The sequence below is a fragment of the Plantactinospora endophytica genome (assembly GCF_016862915.1).
Lineage (GTDB): Bacteria > Actinomycetota > Actinomycetes > Mycobacteriales > Micromonosporaceae > Plantactinospora > Plantactinospora endophytica.
Genome location: NZ_BONW01000030.1, coordinates 1 through 14,524, shown reverse-complemented (window position 1 = coordinate 14,524; position 14,524 = coordinate 1). Strand labels below are relative to the sequence as shown.

The following is a 14,524-nucleotide window of genomic DNA, read 5'->3' as shown; positions in this document are numbered from 1 at the left end:
GGTTTGCCGGCCCGGGGGCGGGTCGGCGCGGGTGCCGCGCTTCCGATAGACGGACGAGGATGTGACGTGATGCGGGACACAGTGCCGCCGGCCGAACTGCGCCGGGAGTACGGATCGGTCGACGGGCTCGCCGAGGCCGATCTGGCGCCGGACTGGGTGACCCAGTTCGACCGCTGGTTCGCCGACGCGGTCGCGGCCGGGCTGCCCGAGCCGAACGCGATGGTGGTGGCCACCGCCGACGCCGAGGGCCGGCCGAGCACCCGGACGGTCCTGCTGAAGGGGTACGACGGGCGTGGGCTGGTCTTCTACACCAACTACGGGTCCCGTAAGGGCACCGAGGCACGGGTCAACCCGTACGCCAGCCTGCTGCTGCCGTGGTTCCCGATGCAGCGGCAGGTGGTGATCTGCGGCACGATCGGGCCGGTCGAGCGGGCCGAGACGGAGGCGTACTTCGCCGCCCGGCCGCGCGGTTCGCAGCTCGGAGCCTGGGCGAGCCCGCAGTCGGAGGTGCTTTCCGACCGGGCCGCCCTGGACGCCCGGTTCCGGGACGCCGTACGGCGGTTTCCGGACGGCGAGCCGGTGCCGGCTCCGCCGCACTGGGGCGGCCTGCGGGTGGTGCCGGCGACGGTGGAGTTCTGGCAGGGACGGGCGAGCAGGCTGCACGATCGACTGCGCTACCGTCGGTCCGGTGCGGACGATTGGATCATCGAGCGGCTGGCGCCTTGACCAGCGTTGACATTGAGCGGCTGGCGCCTTGACCAGCCTCGACATCGAGCGGCTGGCGCCTTGACCAGCGTTGACAAGGACGCCGATCGGCGCAGTGGCGACCCCGGGGACGCCGTCGGGCCGGCTGCGGAGGCGGCCGGGACGCTGGCACCGGGACCGGGGGACACCGCCGAGCCGGCCGCCGCCGCGAGCCCACGCTCCGGGGGCCGGTTCGCCCGCTGGGCGATGGACGTACGTCCGCTGCGGGTGCCGGCGTACCGGCGGCTGTGGGTCGGCAACGGCGTCTCGATGTTCGGCTTCCAGCTCACCGCGGTCGCCGTACCGGTGGAGATGTTCGCGCTGACCGAGAAGTCGTTCTGGGTCGGTCTGCTGGGCATCGCCGGGTTCGTCCCGTTGCTGATCTTCGGTCTCTGGGGCGGTGCCGTCGCCGACGCGGTGGACCGGCGCAAACTGCTGCTGGCCAGCTCGGCGCTGATGTGGCTGTCCACCCTCGGGCTGCTGCTCCAGGCGGTGTTCCGGGTCGGCAGCCCGGTACTGCTGCTGGTGCTGGTCGCGGTGCAGACGATCGCCTTCGCGGTCAGCTCGCCGACCCGCCAGGCGATCATCGCTCGACTGGTACCCACCCCGCTGGTGCCGGCCGCGAACACGCTGGGCTACACCACCTCGACCGCCGGTGGCGTACTCGGACCGCTCGCCGCCGGCCTGGTCTTCTCGGCCGGCCCGGTCGAGGTCGTACTCCCGATGGCGTACGGGGTGGACGCACTGCTCTTCACCGTCTCGCTCTGGGCCACCTACCGGCTGCCCTCGATGCCGCCGCTGGACGACGGTGGGGCGCCCCGACGGGTCGGCCTGGCCAGCGTGGTGGACGGCTTCCGCTATCTGGCCACCACGCCGGTACTGCTGCTCTCCTTCGCCGTGGACATCATCGCGATGGTGCTGGCGATGCCCCGGGCGCTCTTCCCCGAGGTGGCGCAGGAGCGGTTCGGCGGCGGTTCGGCGGTCGGCTGGCTGTTCAGCGCGATCGCCATCGGTTCGGTACTCGGCGGCCTCACCTCGGGCTGGATCAGCCGGGTACGCCGGCAGGGCCTGGCCCTGGTCTGCGCGGTGGTCGGCTGGGGCCTGGCGATTGCCGCCGCCGGACTGGCCCGGCAGCTCTGGCTGGCGGTCCTGCTGCTCGCGGTCGCCGGGGCGGCCGACCTGGTCAGCGCGGTCTTCCGGCAGTCGATGTTGCAGGTCTACGCCCCGGACCGGCTGCGCGGCCGGTTGCAGGGGGTGAACATCACCGTGGTGGCCGGTGGCCCGCGCCTGGGTGACCTGCGCGCCGGCAGCACCGCCGCCGCCTTCGGGGTCGGTTTCGCCTGGGTCGGCGGCGGCGTGCTGGCGGCCGTGCTCGCGGTGCTGCTGGGCGTCCTCTTCCCGGCGCTGGCCCGCTACCGGGCGCCCCAGACCGCCGACGGGTCGGCACCGCCCGGTGCGGATACGGATGCGGATGCCGATACGGGTGCAGATACCGACACCGGGTCCGGAGCGGGTGCCGGTTCCGGGTCGGGGGGCGGCGCGACGTCCGGGCAGCCGGGCGCCAAGGCCGGGTAGCGGCTATCGTCCCGGCATGGACAACGTCACAACGGCGGCCCGGCCGCTCTCCGGTGCACAGTGGACCATCTCCGCCGCCGGCCAGGAGGCCGTGGTGGTCGAGGTCGGCGGAGGGCTGCGGGCGTACCGGGCGAACGGCGTCGACTATCTCGACGGGTACGGCGAGGACGAGTTGCCGGCCGGCAGCGCGGGTCAGGTACTCGCACCGTGGCCGAACCGGATCCGCGACGGACAGTACTCGTTCGGTGGCCAGGAGTTGCAGCTTCCGCTGACCGAGCCGCAGCGGCACACCGCGATCCACGGGCTGGTCAACTGGCTGCCGTGGCGGCTGGTGGAGCAGCGGCCGGACGCGGTGGTGGTGGCCTGTGAGCTGCCGGCCCAGGTCGGCTATCCGTGGCCGCTGGCGCTGCGGGCCGAGTGGCGGATCGGCGCGGACGGGCTGCGGGTGCGGCACGAGGCGACGAACGTCGGCCGGGTGCCGTGTCCGTTCGGCTTCTCGGTGCACCCGTACCTGCGGCTGCCCGGGGTGGCCGTGGACGACCTGCGGCTGCGGGTACCGGGCCGCAGTCGGCTGCTGCTCGACGGCCGGCTGCTGCCGATCGGGGTGGCGAAGGTGACCGGCGGGGACTACGACTTCACCGAGCCGCGCCGGATCGGCGAGGCCGTCCTCGACCTGGCGTTCGGGGACCTCGACCCGGCGCTGGTGCACGACTGGGGCTCCAGCGTCACCATCTCCGCCCCGGATTCGGACGACGCGGTGAGCATCTGGGCGGACCCGTCGTTCGGCTGGTGGCAGGTCTTCACCGGGGACACCCTGGTCGGCGACCGGTACCGCCGGTCGGTGGCGGTCGAGCCGATGACCTGCCCGCCGGACGCGTTCCGCTCCGGCCGCGACGTGATCACCCTCGAACCGGGACAGACCTGGCAGGGTAGCTGGGGCATCCGCCCCGGAGCCTGAGCGGGGAGGGGCACGCGATGGAGTTCTCGACGGTCGTCCGGCGACGGCGGATGGTGCGCAACTACGACCCGGACCGACCGGTGCCGCCGGAACTCGTCGACCGGCTGCTGGAGCACGCCGTCCGGGCCCCGTCGGCCGGGTTCTCGCAGGGCTGGGCGTTCCTGGTGCTGACCGAGCCGGCGGACCGCGAGCTGTTCTGGACGGCGACCACCCCGGACACCGTCCGTCGCGATCCGGCTGCCGAGGGAAGTCCGGCCGCTGAGGTGAGCCCGGCTGCCGAGGGGCAGAACCGGTGGCTGACCGGGATGCGGCGGGCGCCGCTGATCGTCGTACCGCTGGCGGACCGGGACGCCTATCTGGATCGGTACGCCGAACCGGACAAGGGTTGGACGGACCGCGACGAGGCCCGCTGGCCGGTGCCGTACTGGTACGTCGACACCGGGTTCGCCGCGCTGCTGATGTTGTTGACGGCAGTCGACGAGGGGCTCGGGGCGTGCTTCTTCGGCATTCCGCCCGACCGGACCGGGGCGTTCCGGGCGGCGTTCGGGGTACCGGACGGGTTCACCCCGATCGGAGCGCTCAGCATCGGCTACCCGGCGGCGGACCATCGATCGCCCTCGTTGAAGCGCGGCCGGCGGTCGGTGGAGCAGGTGGTGCACCGGGGCCGATGGGGCTGACATCCTGACCGGAGACGGTCAGGATGTCACCGGCGGTAGTAACGAAACTGACATCGACGGACAAACCATGGGGTCGTCGGAGGTCGCTAGGCTGACGGGCGTCATTGGTACGGTGCGGCCTGCGGGGAGGCGGGCCGCCGGAGTAGCGAAGCAAGGGGTCGGGCCAGCACGGCCACGGGGAGGGGAGCGTGCCGTCGTGATCTTCAAAGCGGTTCGGGACGGGCGTCCCTACCCGGACCACGGGCTCACGTTGAAGCAGTGGGCAGAGATCCCGCCACGCCCGCTGCGCCTCGACCAGCTCATCACGACCAAGCGGGAACTCGCGCTGGACAAGCTGCTCGCCGAGGATTCCACCTTCTACGGCGACCTCTTCCCGCACGTCGTGCAGTGGAGCGGCGGGCTCTATCTGGAGGACGGGCTGCACCGTGCGCTGCGCGCCGCACTCCAGCAGCGCAACCAGATCCACGCCCGGGTGCTGGTGCTGCCGGCCGCCGGCTGAGCGCGGCGGGGCCTGGCTGACCGGCCGCTAGGGTGGCGGTCATGACCGAGGCATTCACCAGGGCCGGGACACCCCCGCTCGACCTGCTCGACCTGGACGGCTCGCTCACCGAGGAGGACCGGCAGATCCGGTCCGTCGTGGGCCAGCTCGTGGCGACCCGGGTACGCCCGCACGTCGCCCGCTGGTACGAGATCGGTCAGGCCCCGGTCCGGGAACTGGCCGTCGAGTTCGGCAAGGTCGGCCTGCTCGGCATGCACCTGACCGGGTACGGCTGCGCCGGTGCCTCGGCTGTCGCGTACGGGCTGGCCTGCCTGGAGTTGGAGGCGGGCGACTCGGGTGTCCGCTCGCTGGTCTCGGTGCAGGGTTCGCTGGCGATGTACGCCATCTGGCGGTACGGCTCCGAGGAGCAGAAGCAGCAGTGGCTGCCCCGGATGGCGGCCGGCGAGCTGATCGGCTGCTTCGGGCTGACCGAGCCGGACCACGGCTCCGACCCCGCCTCGATGACGACCCGGGCCCGCCGGGACGGTACGGACTGGGTGCTGACCGGCGGCAAGATGTGGATAACCAACGCACCGGTCGCCGACCTGGCCGTGGTCTGGGCGCGTACCGACGAGGGGGTGCGGGGTTTCGTCGTACCCATGGCCACGCCCGGGGTGACGGCCCGGGAGATCCGGCACAAGATGTCGCTGCGCGCCTCGTCGACCGGGGAGATCGTGCTCGACGACGTCCGGCTGCCGGCCGACGCCCAACTGCCGGCGGCGACCGGCCTGCGGGCCCCGCTGAGCTGCCTGACCGAGGCCCGTTACGGCATCGTCTGGGGTGCGCTCGGTGCGGCCCGGGACTGTCTGCACGCCGCGATCGACTACGCGACCAGCCGGATGCAGTTCGGTCGGCCGATCGCCGGCTTCCAGCTCACCCAGGCCAAGCTGGCCGACATGGCGGTCGAGTTGCAGAAGGGCTATCTGCTGGCGCTGCACCTGGGCCGGCTGGCCGACGCCGGCACGCTCCGGCCGGAGCAGGTCAGCGTCGGCAAGCTGAACAACGTCCGGGAGGCGATCGCGATCGCCCGGGAGTGCCGGACGATCCTCGGCGCCAACGGGATCAGCGGGGAGTATCCGGTGCTTCGGCACGCCAACAACCTGGAGAGCGTGCTGACCTACGAAGGGACGTCCGAGATCCACCAGTTGGTGATCGGGCAGCGGCTCACCGGGCTCTCCGCGTTCAACGGATAGCCCGGCGAGGCGTCCGGGCCCGACGGTTCAGGCCGGCTTGCGGGCGGATGGCTGCGCTGCGGGCGGGGTGTCAGGCCAGCTTGCGGGCGGAGCGCAGCGCGGTGGCCAGGGTTTCCAGGGCGGCGGCGCTGCCGGCGTACGAGAATCGGGGTTCGCTGTTCCAGCCGACGATCTGGTTGGCCTTCACCGCCGGGAGCTGGCCCCAGGTCGGCTTGGTTGTCAGGTCCTTCGGCTGGAGCGTGCTGCTGCGGTTGTCCAGCAGCAGCACGTCGGCCGGGTACTTGTCGGCGTTCTCCCAGCTCAGGCTCTCGAAGTAGCCGCCCTCGTCGGGCTTGCCCGGCACGATGACGTCCACGCCCAGCGACTTGTAGTAGAGGATGTCGGAGTTCACGCCCGGGTTGGAGGCGTAGAAGAGGTCGGCGGAGGCGGAGCAGGCCAGCACCCTGATCCCGGGATTGGCCGCCACGGCCGCCCTGATGCTGGCGGCGGCGGCCTCGAACCGCGCCTTGGCGTCGGTGACCGTAGACGCGGTCAGGTCGGCGCCGAGCGCGGCGGCGAGTTCCGCGTGTCGGCCGATCACCTTGTCCAGCGGCGCCCGCGAGGCGACCAGGGCCACGGTCGGCGCCAACGGGGTGATTTTGTCCTTGCTCTCGTCCGGGACGTACCAGAGCGAGTTCTTCTCGTACTCGTGCGTGACCAGCACTTCGGGTTTGACCGAGGCGTACGTCTCGATGTTGAACTCGCCCCAGGTGTTGCCGATGACGGTCAACCCGGCCACCGGCAGGTTGCCGGCCTGCACGTCGGGGCTGCCGTCGGCACGCTTCGTCGGCCCGAAGACCCCGACGAGCGCTTCGGTGACGCCGAAGTCGTACAGCGCGGCGGCGGTGCCGACGAACGCGACGACCCGCTTCGGGCGGCTGGCGGCGGAGGCGGTCTGCCCCCGGTCGTCGGTGAAGCTCCACGCACCGTCGCTGCCGGTGTCCCCGGTGGAGGCGTCGTCCTGGCCGCAGGCGCCGAGTAGGGCGGTGAGGCCGAGCGCGCCGGCCGCGCCGAGCAGGTTCCGGCGGGTGAACTGACGAGGGTGCGGCATGACGTGGTGCTCCTTGGCTGACCGCTGCGGCGCAGCGAAACTGTCCGGTCCGTACGGGCGAACCCCGCCCGTCGGGGCATTAGGTTAGCCTGACCTAAGTTCTCGTTGTCAAGCCGGCGACCTCGGAGACAGCGCGATTAGAGCTGCCGGCCGGGGGTAGCCCGTCGCGTGGAGGCCGGGGGAATCGCCGAGCACGGGCTGCTGGCCGACGGGCGCACCGCGGCGTTGGTCGACCGGTCCGGCTCGGTCAACTGGTGGTGCCCGGAGCGGTTCGACGCACCCTCGGTCTTCTGCCGCCTGCTCGACGTCACCGGGGGGCACTGGTGGATCCGGCCCACCGAACGGTCCGAGGTACGCCGGAGCTACCTGCCGGACACCCTGGTGCTGCGTACCGTGTTCCGCACCGCGCACGGCGAGGTGTCGGTGACCGACGGGCTGATGCTGGAGCACGGTGCCCGGGGACACGACATCGGCCTCCGCTCGCCCGGCGTGCTGATCCGGGTGGTGGAGGGACTCTCCGGGACAGTTCCGATGGAGATGTCCTACTGCCCGCGCTTCGAGTACGGCCGGCGCACCTCGTATCTCGTCTGGCGGGACGGGGAGTTGGTGGCGACCTCCGGGCCGACGACGTTGACGATGACCTCCCCGGTGCCGCTGACCTGCCAGGGGTCCGAGGCGACCGCCCGGTTCACCGTCGGTGCCGGCCAGCGGGAGTCGTTCGTGCTGGCGTACCGGCCGACGTTCCACGAACCGGTGCCGGCGCCGGTGGACGGCGGTGACCCGCTCGCCGACACGGTCGAGGGTTGGCGGTCCTGGGCGGCGCACCACGACTACCAGGGCCGATATCCGGAGCTGGTGCGGCACAACGCGCTGGTGCTGCAAGGACTCACCTACGGGCCGAGCGGCGCGGTGGTGGCGGCGGCGACCACGTCGCTGCCCGAGGCGATCGGCGGGGACCGCAACTACGACTACCGGTACGCCTGGCTGCGCGACTTCAGTCTGACCCTTCGGGCGCTCTGGGTCGCGGCCTGCCCGACCGAGACGAACCGGCTATTCAGTTGGGTCGCCTCGGCGGTCGGCCGGATCGACGGCCAGCCGGTGCCGATCATGTTCGGCGTAGAGGGCGAGCGGGACCTGACCGAGCGCCGGATCGAGACACTGCGCGGGTACGCGGACAGCAGACCGGTCTGGGTCGGCAACGAGGCGTGGCGGCAGCGCCAGCTCGACGTGCCGGGCGAGGTACTGGACGCCGCCTGGCGGCTGCGGGAGTACCTCGATCCGATGCCGCCCGAGGTACGCGACCTGTTGCGTAGCCTCGCCGACCAGGCGGCGGCGACCTGGCGCGAGCCGGACGCCGGGATGTGGGAGGCCCGGGACGCGGCCCGGCACTACGTGTCGTCCAAGGTGGGCTGCTGGGCGGCGCTGGACCGGGCGGTGCGGTTCGGCGACCGGCTGGCCGACGCAGCGGACCTGACCGGGTGGGCGGCGACGCGGGACGAGATCCGGGAGACGGTGCTGCGGGACGGCTGGAACGCGAAGGTGGGCGCCTACACCGGCGCCTTCGGCTCGGACCAGCTCGACGCCAGCGTACTGCTGATGCCGATCGTCGGGATCGTGCCCGCCACCGACGAACGGATGCGGGCCACCATCCGGCTGGTCGAGGAGCGGCTGTCCCGTGGCGGCCTGGTCCGGCGCTGGTCCGAGGACCCGGCCGGTTTCACGCTCTGCTCCTTCTGGCTGGTGCAGTGCCTGGCACTGGCCGGCGAGCGGGACCGGGCGGCGGCGATGTTCGAGAACGTGGCCGGTGTCGCCAACGACCTCGGGCTGCTCGCCGAGCAGGTCGACCCGTACACGGGGGAGCAGCTCGGCAACTTCCCGCAGGCGTTCTCCCACATCGGACTGATCAGTGCGGCCTGGGAACTCACCACCGCCCGGAGCGAGGCGGTGCCGACAGGGGGAGGAAGCTGATGGCTGGACGGCTCGACGGGACGACGGCGTTGATCACGGGCTCGGACTCCGGGATCGGTCAGGCGAGCGCGATCGAGTTCGCCCGGGAGGGCGCCGACGTGGTGGTGCACTACCTGCACGACCACGACGGCGCGGAGCACACCCGGGAGCAGGTCGAGCGGGCCGGCCGGCGGGCGGTGGTGGTGCGGGGCGACATCAGCGACGAGGACCAGGTCGAAGGGATGTTCGACACCGCCCTGGCCGAGTTCGGCGAGCTGAACGTACTGATCAACGACGCCGGGGTGGACGCCTCCGGCATCCCGGTGATCGACCTGGACACCGAGACCTGGGACCGGGCGATCCGGGTCAACGTGTACGGGGCGTTCTTCTGCTCGCGCCGGTTCGCCCGGCATCGGCGGGACAAGGGTGGCAAAGGCAAAATCATCAATATCACCTCGATCCACCAGGAGGTGGCCCGGGCCGGCGGCTCGGACTACGACGCCAGCAAGGGCGCCCTGCTCAACCTCGCCAAGAGCATGGCGCTGGAACTCGCACCGATGGGGATCAACGTCAACAACATCGGGCCGGGCATGGTGCTCACGCCGTTCAACCAGCGCGCCATCGACGACCCGAAATACCTTGAGGAGCAGGTGCAGAGCATCCCGTTCAAGCGGGCCGCCGAGCCGGTCGAGATCGGCCGGGTGGCGGTCTTCCTGGCCAGCTCCGACGCCGACTACGTCACCGGGTCGACGTACTTCGTGGACGGCGGTCTGATGCAGAACCAGGGACAGGGGGCGTGAAGGATGTCGAGCCGAACCGGAGTGGCGACCAGGAAGCCCGTCTCCCTCTATCCCCGGGAGATCGTCCCGATCGACCACGTCGAACCCTGTGCCCGGCGGATCCGCGGCCTGCTCAACGGTGAGTGGGTGTTCGACACCAACCACGCCAGGTACGTCTGGGAGTGGCCGCACTACCCGCACTACTACGTACCGCTCGACGACGTACGCCAGGAACTGCTGGTCGACGAGCACGACGTCGAGCAGTACAGCGGGGGTACCGCCCGGCAGTACGGGCTGCGGGTCCGCAAGAGCTACCGGCCGGGCACCGTACGGGTGCACACCGAGAAGTCCGTCGAGGGGCTGGCCGACATGGTGCGCTTCGAGTGGAACGCGCTCGACGCCTGGTTCGAGGAGGACGAGGAGGTCTTCGTGCACCCGCGTGACCCGTACACCCGGGTGGACGCGCTGCGGTCGACCCGGCGGATCCGGATCGAGATCGACGGGGAGGTACTGGCCGAGTCGCACTCGCCGGTGCTGGTCTTCGAAACGGGCCTGCCCACCCGGTACTACCTGAACCGCACCGAGGTGGACCTCGGCCGGCTGATTCCCACCGACACCGAGACCGCCTGCCCGTACAAGGGCCGGACCAGCAACTACTGGTCGGTGCGAATCGGTGACAACATGCACGACGACGTCGCCTGGGCGTACGACTTCCCGAGCCACCTGATGCAGCCGATCTCCGGAATGGTGGCCTTCTTCAACGAGCGGACCGACGTCTTCGTGGACGGCGAGCTGCTGCCCCGGCCGCACACCCGCTGGTCGCGGTAGGGGTCGCGCCGGTTGGCCGAGGAACTGCTGGACCGCGTCGTCCAGGTGCTGGTCACCGTCATCGAGGCGGTGGGCGCGGCGGTGATCTTCGGGGGCGCCGTCTGGGCCGCCGGCCGGTTCGTGGTGGAGGGAATCCGGCACCGGTCGGGCGCCGTCTTCACCCCGGTCCGGCTGACGCTGGGCCGGTTTCTCGCCCTGGGGCTGGAGTTCCAGCTCGCCGCCGACCTCCTGCGTACCGCCGTCTCGCCGAGCTTCGGGCAGCTCGGCCGGCTGGCCGCGATCGCCGCCATCCGGACGGCGCTGAACTACTTCCTCAGCCGGGAGAACCGCGAGGAGAAGCGCAAGCTCGCCGGCGAGGGAGACGGGACCAGCCCGGCAGACGGGGCCGCCCCGGTCGGCGAGGGGACGACGCGGCGGTGAAGGGACTCGGCTCCCTGATCACCGCGCTCGCGCTGCTGGTGGCGGCGGTGACCCTGCTGACCACCGGCTCGTGGCGGGCCGCGCTGCGGCTGCTGCTCGACCTGCTGGTCGCCGCCGGTCTGGTCCGGCTGGCCGTGCTGACGAACTGGGGCGACCTGGCCGGCGCGGCTGTGGTGATCGCGCTCCGCCAACTCGTCTCGGCGGCCCTGCTCGGCTCCGGCCGGCCCGGACGGGGGACCGGGCCGGCCGGAGACCGGGTGGTGGTGGAACGGTCGGTGGCGAGGTGGCCGGGAACGGGCACGGGCCGAACCCGCTCCCGGCCGACCTCCTAGAAGCCGCGCCTGTTGTTCGGGTCGGAGGCGACGGCGAGGACCTGCTGGAGACCCCGGTAGGCCGCCTTCGGCTGGAAGTTCTCGTCCAACGGGGTGGCCGAGCCCTGTCCGTCGAAGAAGCCGGGGACCCAGGAGTACTTGTCGGTGAAGCCCCACACGGTGAACATCACGCAGCGCGGGGTGAGCAGGCAGGCCGACAGCAGGGTGTTGAAGCTACCCACCTGCCCGGCCTCCTTGTAGGTGTCGCCCGGCAGGAAGAACCGCACGTCGACCTCGGTGAACGCGGTCTCCAGGCCGAGCTTGTCGAACCGGGCCAGGTTCTGCGGCGCGTCGATCGGCAGCGGGTACTGGAGGTCGAGGTGGCCCTGGAAGCCCTGGCCGTGCAGTGGCACCCGCTGCCTGCGGAGCTGCTTGGCCAGCTCGTAGTACGCGGTGCTCTTCGGGTTGATGTTGTCGATCGCGTAGTCGTTGAGGAAGAGCTTGGCCTTCGGGTCGGCCGCGTGCGCCCAGCGCAGCGCCTGGGCGATGTAGTCCGGGCCGAGGTGCTGGCGGAAGATGGTGTCCCGGAGCACCGGGGCGTCGCCGTCGGTGAACGCCTCGTTGACCACGTCCCAGGCCCGGACCTTGCCCCGGAAGTGCTTGACCACGGTGGTGATGTGGTTGCGCACGATCTCCCGCAGCTCGGCGGAGTCGATCGAGCCGTCGGCGACCCCGTCGGTCAGCCAGGCCGGAAGTTGGCTGTGCCAGAGCAGCGTGTGGCCGTGCACCTTCTGCCCGTTGCGCTGGGCGAACCGCACCAACTCGTCCGCCGGACCCCAGTTGTACTGCCCCCGGGTCGGCTCCAGCTCGGACCACTTCATCACGTTCTCGGCGGTGACCGCGGAGAACTCCTGGGCGGCCCGCTCCCGGTACGCGGTGTCGGCGGCGAGCGCGGCCATGTCGACCGCGGTGCCGATGCCCAGGCCGTGCTGCTTGGCCAGCAGCCGGAGCGGAAGGTCCGTGTTCGGCGCGCCGGAGGTGCGCGCGGCGGAGTTGCCCTTCGACTGTGCCTGGGCGGCGCCGAGCGGCACCTGGGTCGGGGCGGCGGTGGCGGTCGACGGCCCGACGGTGTAGAGGGCGCCGGCCGCGAGTACCCCGACCATGGCTATCCGGATTTTCTTCATCGAGACAAGGCCTCCAGGTGTGGTTCGACGTCAGTCCCCGGCCAAAGCCGGCGGGGATCGCCGCGCGCGGGACGGATGCGCGTCGATCCCTACCGGAACGCGGGCCGGACCCACGTTTGCTGCCGAACGCACTGTCGCAGATCCGACAGTCCATGGAGGCGGATCGTTATTCCTTGGGAGGTGTCGGAGATGGTAATGGCCGGAGTCGGGGAGCCCGGGGCGGCGTCAGCCGGTCGCCGCCATTGCCGCCGCGAACTGCTCCGGGGTGAGTTCCGCCCGGAACAGCCGTTGCAGGTTGGCGGTGAGCGCGGTGGCCGCCTTCGGCTCCAGCGCCTGATCCCAGGCCAGCCCGTACGACGGCGCCCGGGCGACCAACTCGTGCACCGAGGTGGCGAACTCCGCGTGCTCGGTACCGCGCAACCGCTCGGCCGCGTCGGTCACCGGTGGCACCTCGCCGTCGGCGACCAGGTCGGCCACGTAGTCGTCGGACGAGGCGGCCCGGACGAACTCCAACGCCGCCGCCCGATGCGGGCTGCCGGCCGCCACCGAGAAGTAGTTGGTCGGTACCCCGACCAGGTCGGCGGGGTCGCCGGCCCCGCCGGAGACCGCCGGAAACGGCACGAAACCAAGGTCGCCGTCGGCGACGAAGTCCGGGTTCCGGGCGAGCTGGGTCGGATACTCCCAGGTGCCCATCAACTGCATCGCGGCCTCGCCGATGGCCAGCCGCCGGGAGGCGTCGCCGTCGTCGTAGCCGATCGAGGCGAAGTTGGCCCCGAAGGCACCCCGCTCGGCCAGCGCCCGCGCCTCCCGCAGCGCCTGCTGCACTGCCGGCTTCGACCAGGCGTCGGGGCGACCGGCGATGATGTCGGCGGTGGTGCCGGGGCCACCCGTCCGCTCGGCCAGGTACATCACCCACATCAGCTCGGTCCAGCCCTGGGCGCCGCCCAGCGAGATCGGCGTGATCCCCCGGCCCTTGAACGTCTCCACCAGGGAGAGCAGCTCGGCGTAGTCGCGTGGCGGGCGTACGCCGGCGTCGGCGAAGACGCCACGGTGGTAGAAGAGCACCACCGGATGCGTACCGCTCATCGGGATGCCGTACTGCCGGCCGTCCACCACGCCCCCGGCCAGCGCGCTGGGCAGGAACCGGTCACCGACCCCGGGCTCGTCCCGCACCGGGGTCAGGTCGGTGAGCAGCCCCTCTCGGGCCAGCCGGTGCAGGTTGGCGCCGCCCCAACTGGCGAAGACGTCCGGGCCGTCCGCCGTGCCGACCGAGGTACGCAGCTTCTCCTTGTAGTCCTCGTTGCCGAAGGTGGTCAGTTCGACGTCGACCTCGGCGGTCCGGTTGTAGCGGTTCACCAGTTTCCGCAGCGCGGGATCGGCGTCCGGCGGCGTGACGGCCCAGACCCGGAGCACCCCCCGGGACCCGTCCTCGGCCGGCGGCACCGGCGGCACGCCTCCGCCCCGGGTCAGTTGCGCACCGGTCAGGCTCACGGCCAGCACCAGCACCGCCACCGCCGCGCCGGCCAGCCCGGCCCGCTGCCGTCGTTTCCGCCGGTAGCGGGCACGGATCGCGCCGATCGCCTCGGGGCCGGCCGCCGGCAGGGCGTGCTGCGCCTCGGTCAGGGTGGCGGCCAGTTCCTGGCCGAGCCGCCGGTCGTCGACCGGGCCTACCTCGTTCACCACGTCAGCTCCGAATCGTTGGCTGGGCGGAGGCCAGGTGCGACCGCAGGACACGCTTGGCTCTCGCGTACCGGCTGGAGACCGTGCCCGGTGGCTCACCGCAGATCCCGGCGATCTCGCTGAACGTGTACCGGTACAGCACGTGCAGCACCACGACCGTTCGTTCGGCCTTGCCGAGCTGCTGCAACGCCTGCCACAGCGCACCGTTGCCGACGGCGGTCGCGGCCGGGTCGTCGGGCCGGCTGTCGACGTCGTCGGTCAGCACCTCCCGGCGCCGCCGTCGCCACCGGCTCACGTTGCGGGTCACGATCACCTGCCGGGCGTACGCCTCCGGGTTCTCCCCGGCCTTGCGCCACCGCTGCCAGACCTCGACCACGGCGATCTGGGCCAGGTCGTCCGCCTCGGCCGCACTGCCGCTGATCAGGTACGCGAACCGTCGCAAAGCGTCCAGCCGGGCCCGGGCGAACTCCTCGGCGTCACCGAACGCACCGTGGGCCATCCAGCTCCTCCTCCGGGCTCCTAACGCCGGCCGCCGTCGATTCGCTGCACCCCGAACCTATCGGCTGCGGTGTCCTTAATCACCCGTCCCATCGGTGGTCC

At 71.8% G+C, this 14,524-nt stretch carries 14 protein-coding genes and 1 pseudogene; 11 read left to right on the top strand and 4 right to left on the bottom strand.

The annotated features are described in order from the left end of the window. Positions 1 to 69 precede the first annotated feature (69 nt). From pdxH to Pen02_RS28565, 6 genes and pseudogenes are all read left to right on the top strand, one after another. A complete protein-coding gene (pdxH, locus tag Pen02_RS28590; RefSeq protein ID WP_203869235.1) occupies positions 70 to 726 on the top strand; it encodes a pyridoxamine 5'-phosphate oxidase in 657 nt (218 codons plus the stop codon). 225 nt (positions 727 to 951) lie between these two features. Then, a pseudogene (locus Pen02_RS28585) lies at positions 952 to 2,178 on the top strand (MFS transporter); the annotation flags it as partial. A 157-nt stretch (positions 2,179 to 2,335) separates the two neighbouring features. After that, a complete protein-coding gene (locus tag Pen02_RS28580; RefSeq protein WP_203869234.1) occupies positions 2,336 to 3,277 on the top strand; it encodes an aldose 1-epimerase family protein in 942 nt (313 codons plus the stop codon). A 17-nt stretch (positions 3,278 to 3,294) separates the two neighbouring features. Next, positions 3,295 to 3,954, top strand: coding sequence for a nitroreductase family protein (locus Pen02_RS28575; RefSeq protein ID WP_203869233.1), 660 nt, complete (start codon positions 3,295 to 3,297; stop codon positions 3,952 to 3,954). 196 nt (positions 3,955 to 4,150) lie between these two features. Beyond that, positions 4,151 to 4,453 (top strand): type II toxin-antitoxin system VapB family antitoxin, encoded by a 303-nt coding sequence (locus Pen02_RS28570; protein ID WP_203869232.1) that lies wholly within the window; start codon positions 4,151 to 4,153, stop codon positions 4,451 to 4,453. A gap of 41 nt (positions 4,454 to 4,494) precedes the next feature. Continuing rightward, positions 4,495 to 5,685, top strand: a complete 1,191-nt coding sequence (locus Pen02_RS28565) for an acyl-CoA dehydrogenase family protein (protein WP_203869231.1) — start codon at positions 4,495 to 4,497, stop codon at positions 5,683 to 5,685. A gap of 70 nt (positions 5,686 to 5,755) precedes the next feature. Here the strand turns inward: Pen02_RS28565 and Pen02_RS28560 are convergent, their stop codons facing one another. Next, positions 5,756 to 6,775, bottom strand: coding sequence for an ABC transporter substrate-binding protein (locus Pen02_RS28560; protein WP_203869230.1), 1,020 nt, complete (start codon positions 6,773 to 6,775; stop codon positions 5,756 to 5,758). A 168-nt stretch (positions 6,776 to 6,943) separates the two neighbouring features. Between Pen02_RS28560 and Pen02_RS28555 the strand changes: the two genes are divergently transcribed. The 5 genes from Pen02_RS28555 to Pen02_RS28535 are packed head-to-tail and all read left to right on the top strand — an operon-like array spanning position 6,944 to position 11,081. After that, positions 6,944 to 8,743: a glycoside hydrolase family 15 protein gene (locus Pen02_RS28555; RefSeq protein WP_203869229.1), complete on the top strand. Its 1,800-nt coding sequence runs from the start codon at positions 6,944 to 6,946 to the stop codon at positions 8,741 to 8,743. Then, positions 8,743 to 9,522 carry a glucose 1-dehydrogenase gene (locus tag Pen02_RS28550; protein WP_203869228.1) on the top strand — a complete coding sequence of 260 codons (780 nt, stop codon included), beginning with the start codon at positions 8,743 to 8,745 and terminating at the stop codon, positions 9,520 to 9,522. The genes Pen02_RS28555 and Pen02_RS28550 overlap by 1 nt, the downstream gene beginning before the upstream one ends. A 3-nt stretch (positions 9,523 to 9,525) precedes the next feature. Beyond that, the gene (locus Pen02_RS28545) at positions 9,526 to 10,329 is read left to right on the top strand and encodes a DUF427 domain-containing protein (protein WP_203869227.1); all 804 of its coding nucleotides are present in this window, start codon (positions 9,526 to 9,528) and stop codon (positions 10,327 to 10,329) included. Between the two features lie 12 nt (positions 10,330 to 10,341). Next, positions 10,342 to 10,749, top strand: a complete 408-nt coding sequence (locus Pen02_RS28540) for a DUF1622 domain-containing protein (RefSeq protein ID WP_203869226.1) — start codon at positions 10,342 to 10,344, stop codon at positions 10,747 to 10,749. Then, on the top strand, positions 10,746 to 11,081 hold the full coding sequence (locus Pen02_RS28535) for a hypothetical protein (protein WP_203869225.1): 336 nt from the start codon (positions 10,746 to 10,748) through the stop codon (positions 11,079 to 11,081). The genes Pen02_RS28540 and Pen02_RS28535 overlap by 4 nt, the downstream gene beginning before the upstream one ends. Here the strand turns inward: Pen02_RS28535 and Pen02_RS28530 are convergent. The 3 genes from Pen02_RS28530 to Pen02_RS28520 form a co-directional block, all read right to left on the bottom strand. After that, positions 11,078 to 12,244 (bottom strand): endo-1,4-beta-xylanase, encoded by a 1,167-nt coding sequence (locus tag Pen02_RS28530; protein WP_203869224.1) that lies wholly within the window; start codon positions 12,242 to 12,244, stop codon positions 11,078 to 11,080. The genes Pen02_RS28535 and Pen02_RS28530 overlap by 4 nt on opposite strands. A 225-nt stretch (positions 12,245 to 12,469) precedes the next feature. Then, a complete protein-coding gene (locus Pen02_RS28525) occupies positions 12,470 to 13,927 on the bottom strand; it encodes an ABC transporter substrate-binding protein (RefSeq protein WP_203869223.1) in 1,458 nt (485 codons plus the stop codon). 1 nt (position 13,928) lies between these two features. Beyond that, on the bottom strand, positions 13,929 to 14,423 hold the full coding sequence (locus Pen02_RS28520) for an RNA polymerase sigma factor (RefSeq protein ID WP_203869222.1): 495 nt from the start codon (positions 14,421 to 14,423) through the stop codon (positions 13,929 to 13,931). Positions 14,424 to 14,524 lie beyond the last annotated feature (101 nt).

Bases quoted from the DNA above. Each gene is read 5' to 3' on its own strand.
- pdxH (WP_203869235.1), top strand. From the start codon at position 70: ATGCGGGACACAGTGCCGCCGGCCGAACTGCGCCGGGAGTACGGATCG.
- Pen02_RS28580 (WP_203869234.1), top strand. From the start codon at position 2,336: ATGGACAACGTCACAACGGCGGCCCGGCCGCTCTCCGGTGCACAGTGG.
- Pen02_RS28575 (WP_203869233.1), top strand. From the start codon at position 3,295: ATGGAGTTCTCGACGGTCGTCCGGCGACGGCGGATGGTGCGCAACTAC.
- Pen02_RS28565 (WP_203869231.1), top strand. From the start codon at position 4,495: ATGACCGAGGCATTCACCAGGGCCGGGACACCCCCGCTCGACCTGCTC.
- Pen02_RS28560 (WP_203869230.1), bottom strand. From the start codon at position 6,775: ATGCCGCACCCTCGTCAGTTCACCCGCCGGAACCTGCTCGGCGCGGCC.
- Pen02_RS28550 (WP_203869228.1), top strand. From the start codon at position 8,743: ATGGCTGGACGGCTCGACGGGACGACGGCGTTGATCACGGGCTCGGAC.
- Pen02_RS28545 (WP_203869227.1), top strand. From the start codon at position 9,526: ATGTCGAGCCGAACCGGAGTGGCGACCAGGAAGCCCGTCTCCCTCTAT.
- Pen02_RS28530 (WP_203869224.1), bottom strand. From the start codon at position 12,244: ATGAAGAAAATCCGGATAGCCATGGTCGGGGTACTCGCGGCCGGCGCC.
- Pen02_RS28520 (WP_203869222.1), bottom strand. From the start codon at position 14,423: ATGGCCCACGGTGCGTTCGGTGACGCCGAGGAGTTCGCCCGGGCCCGG.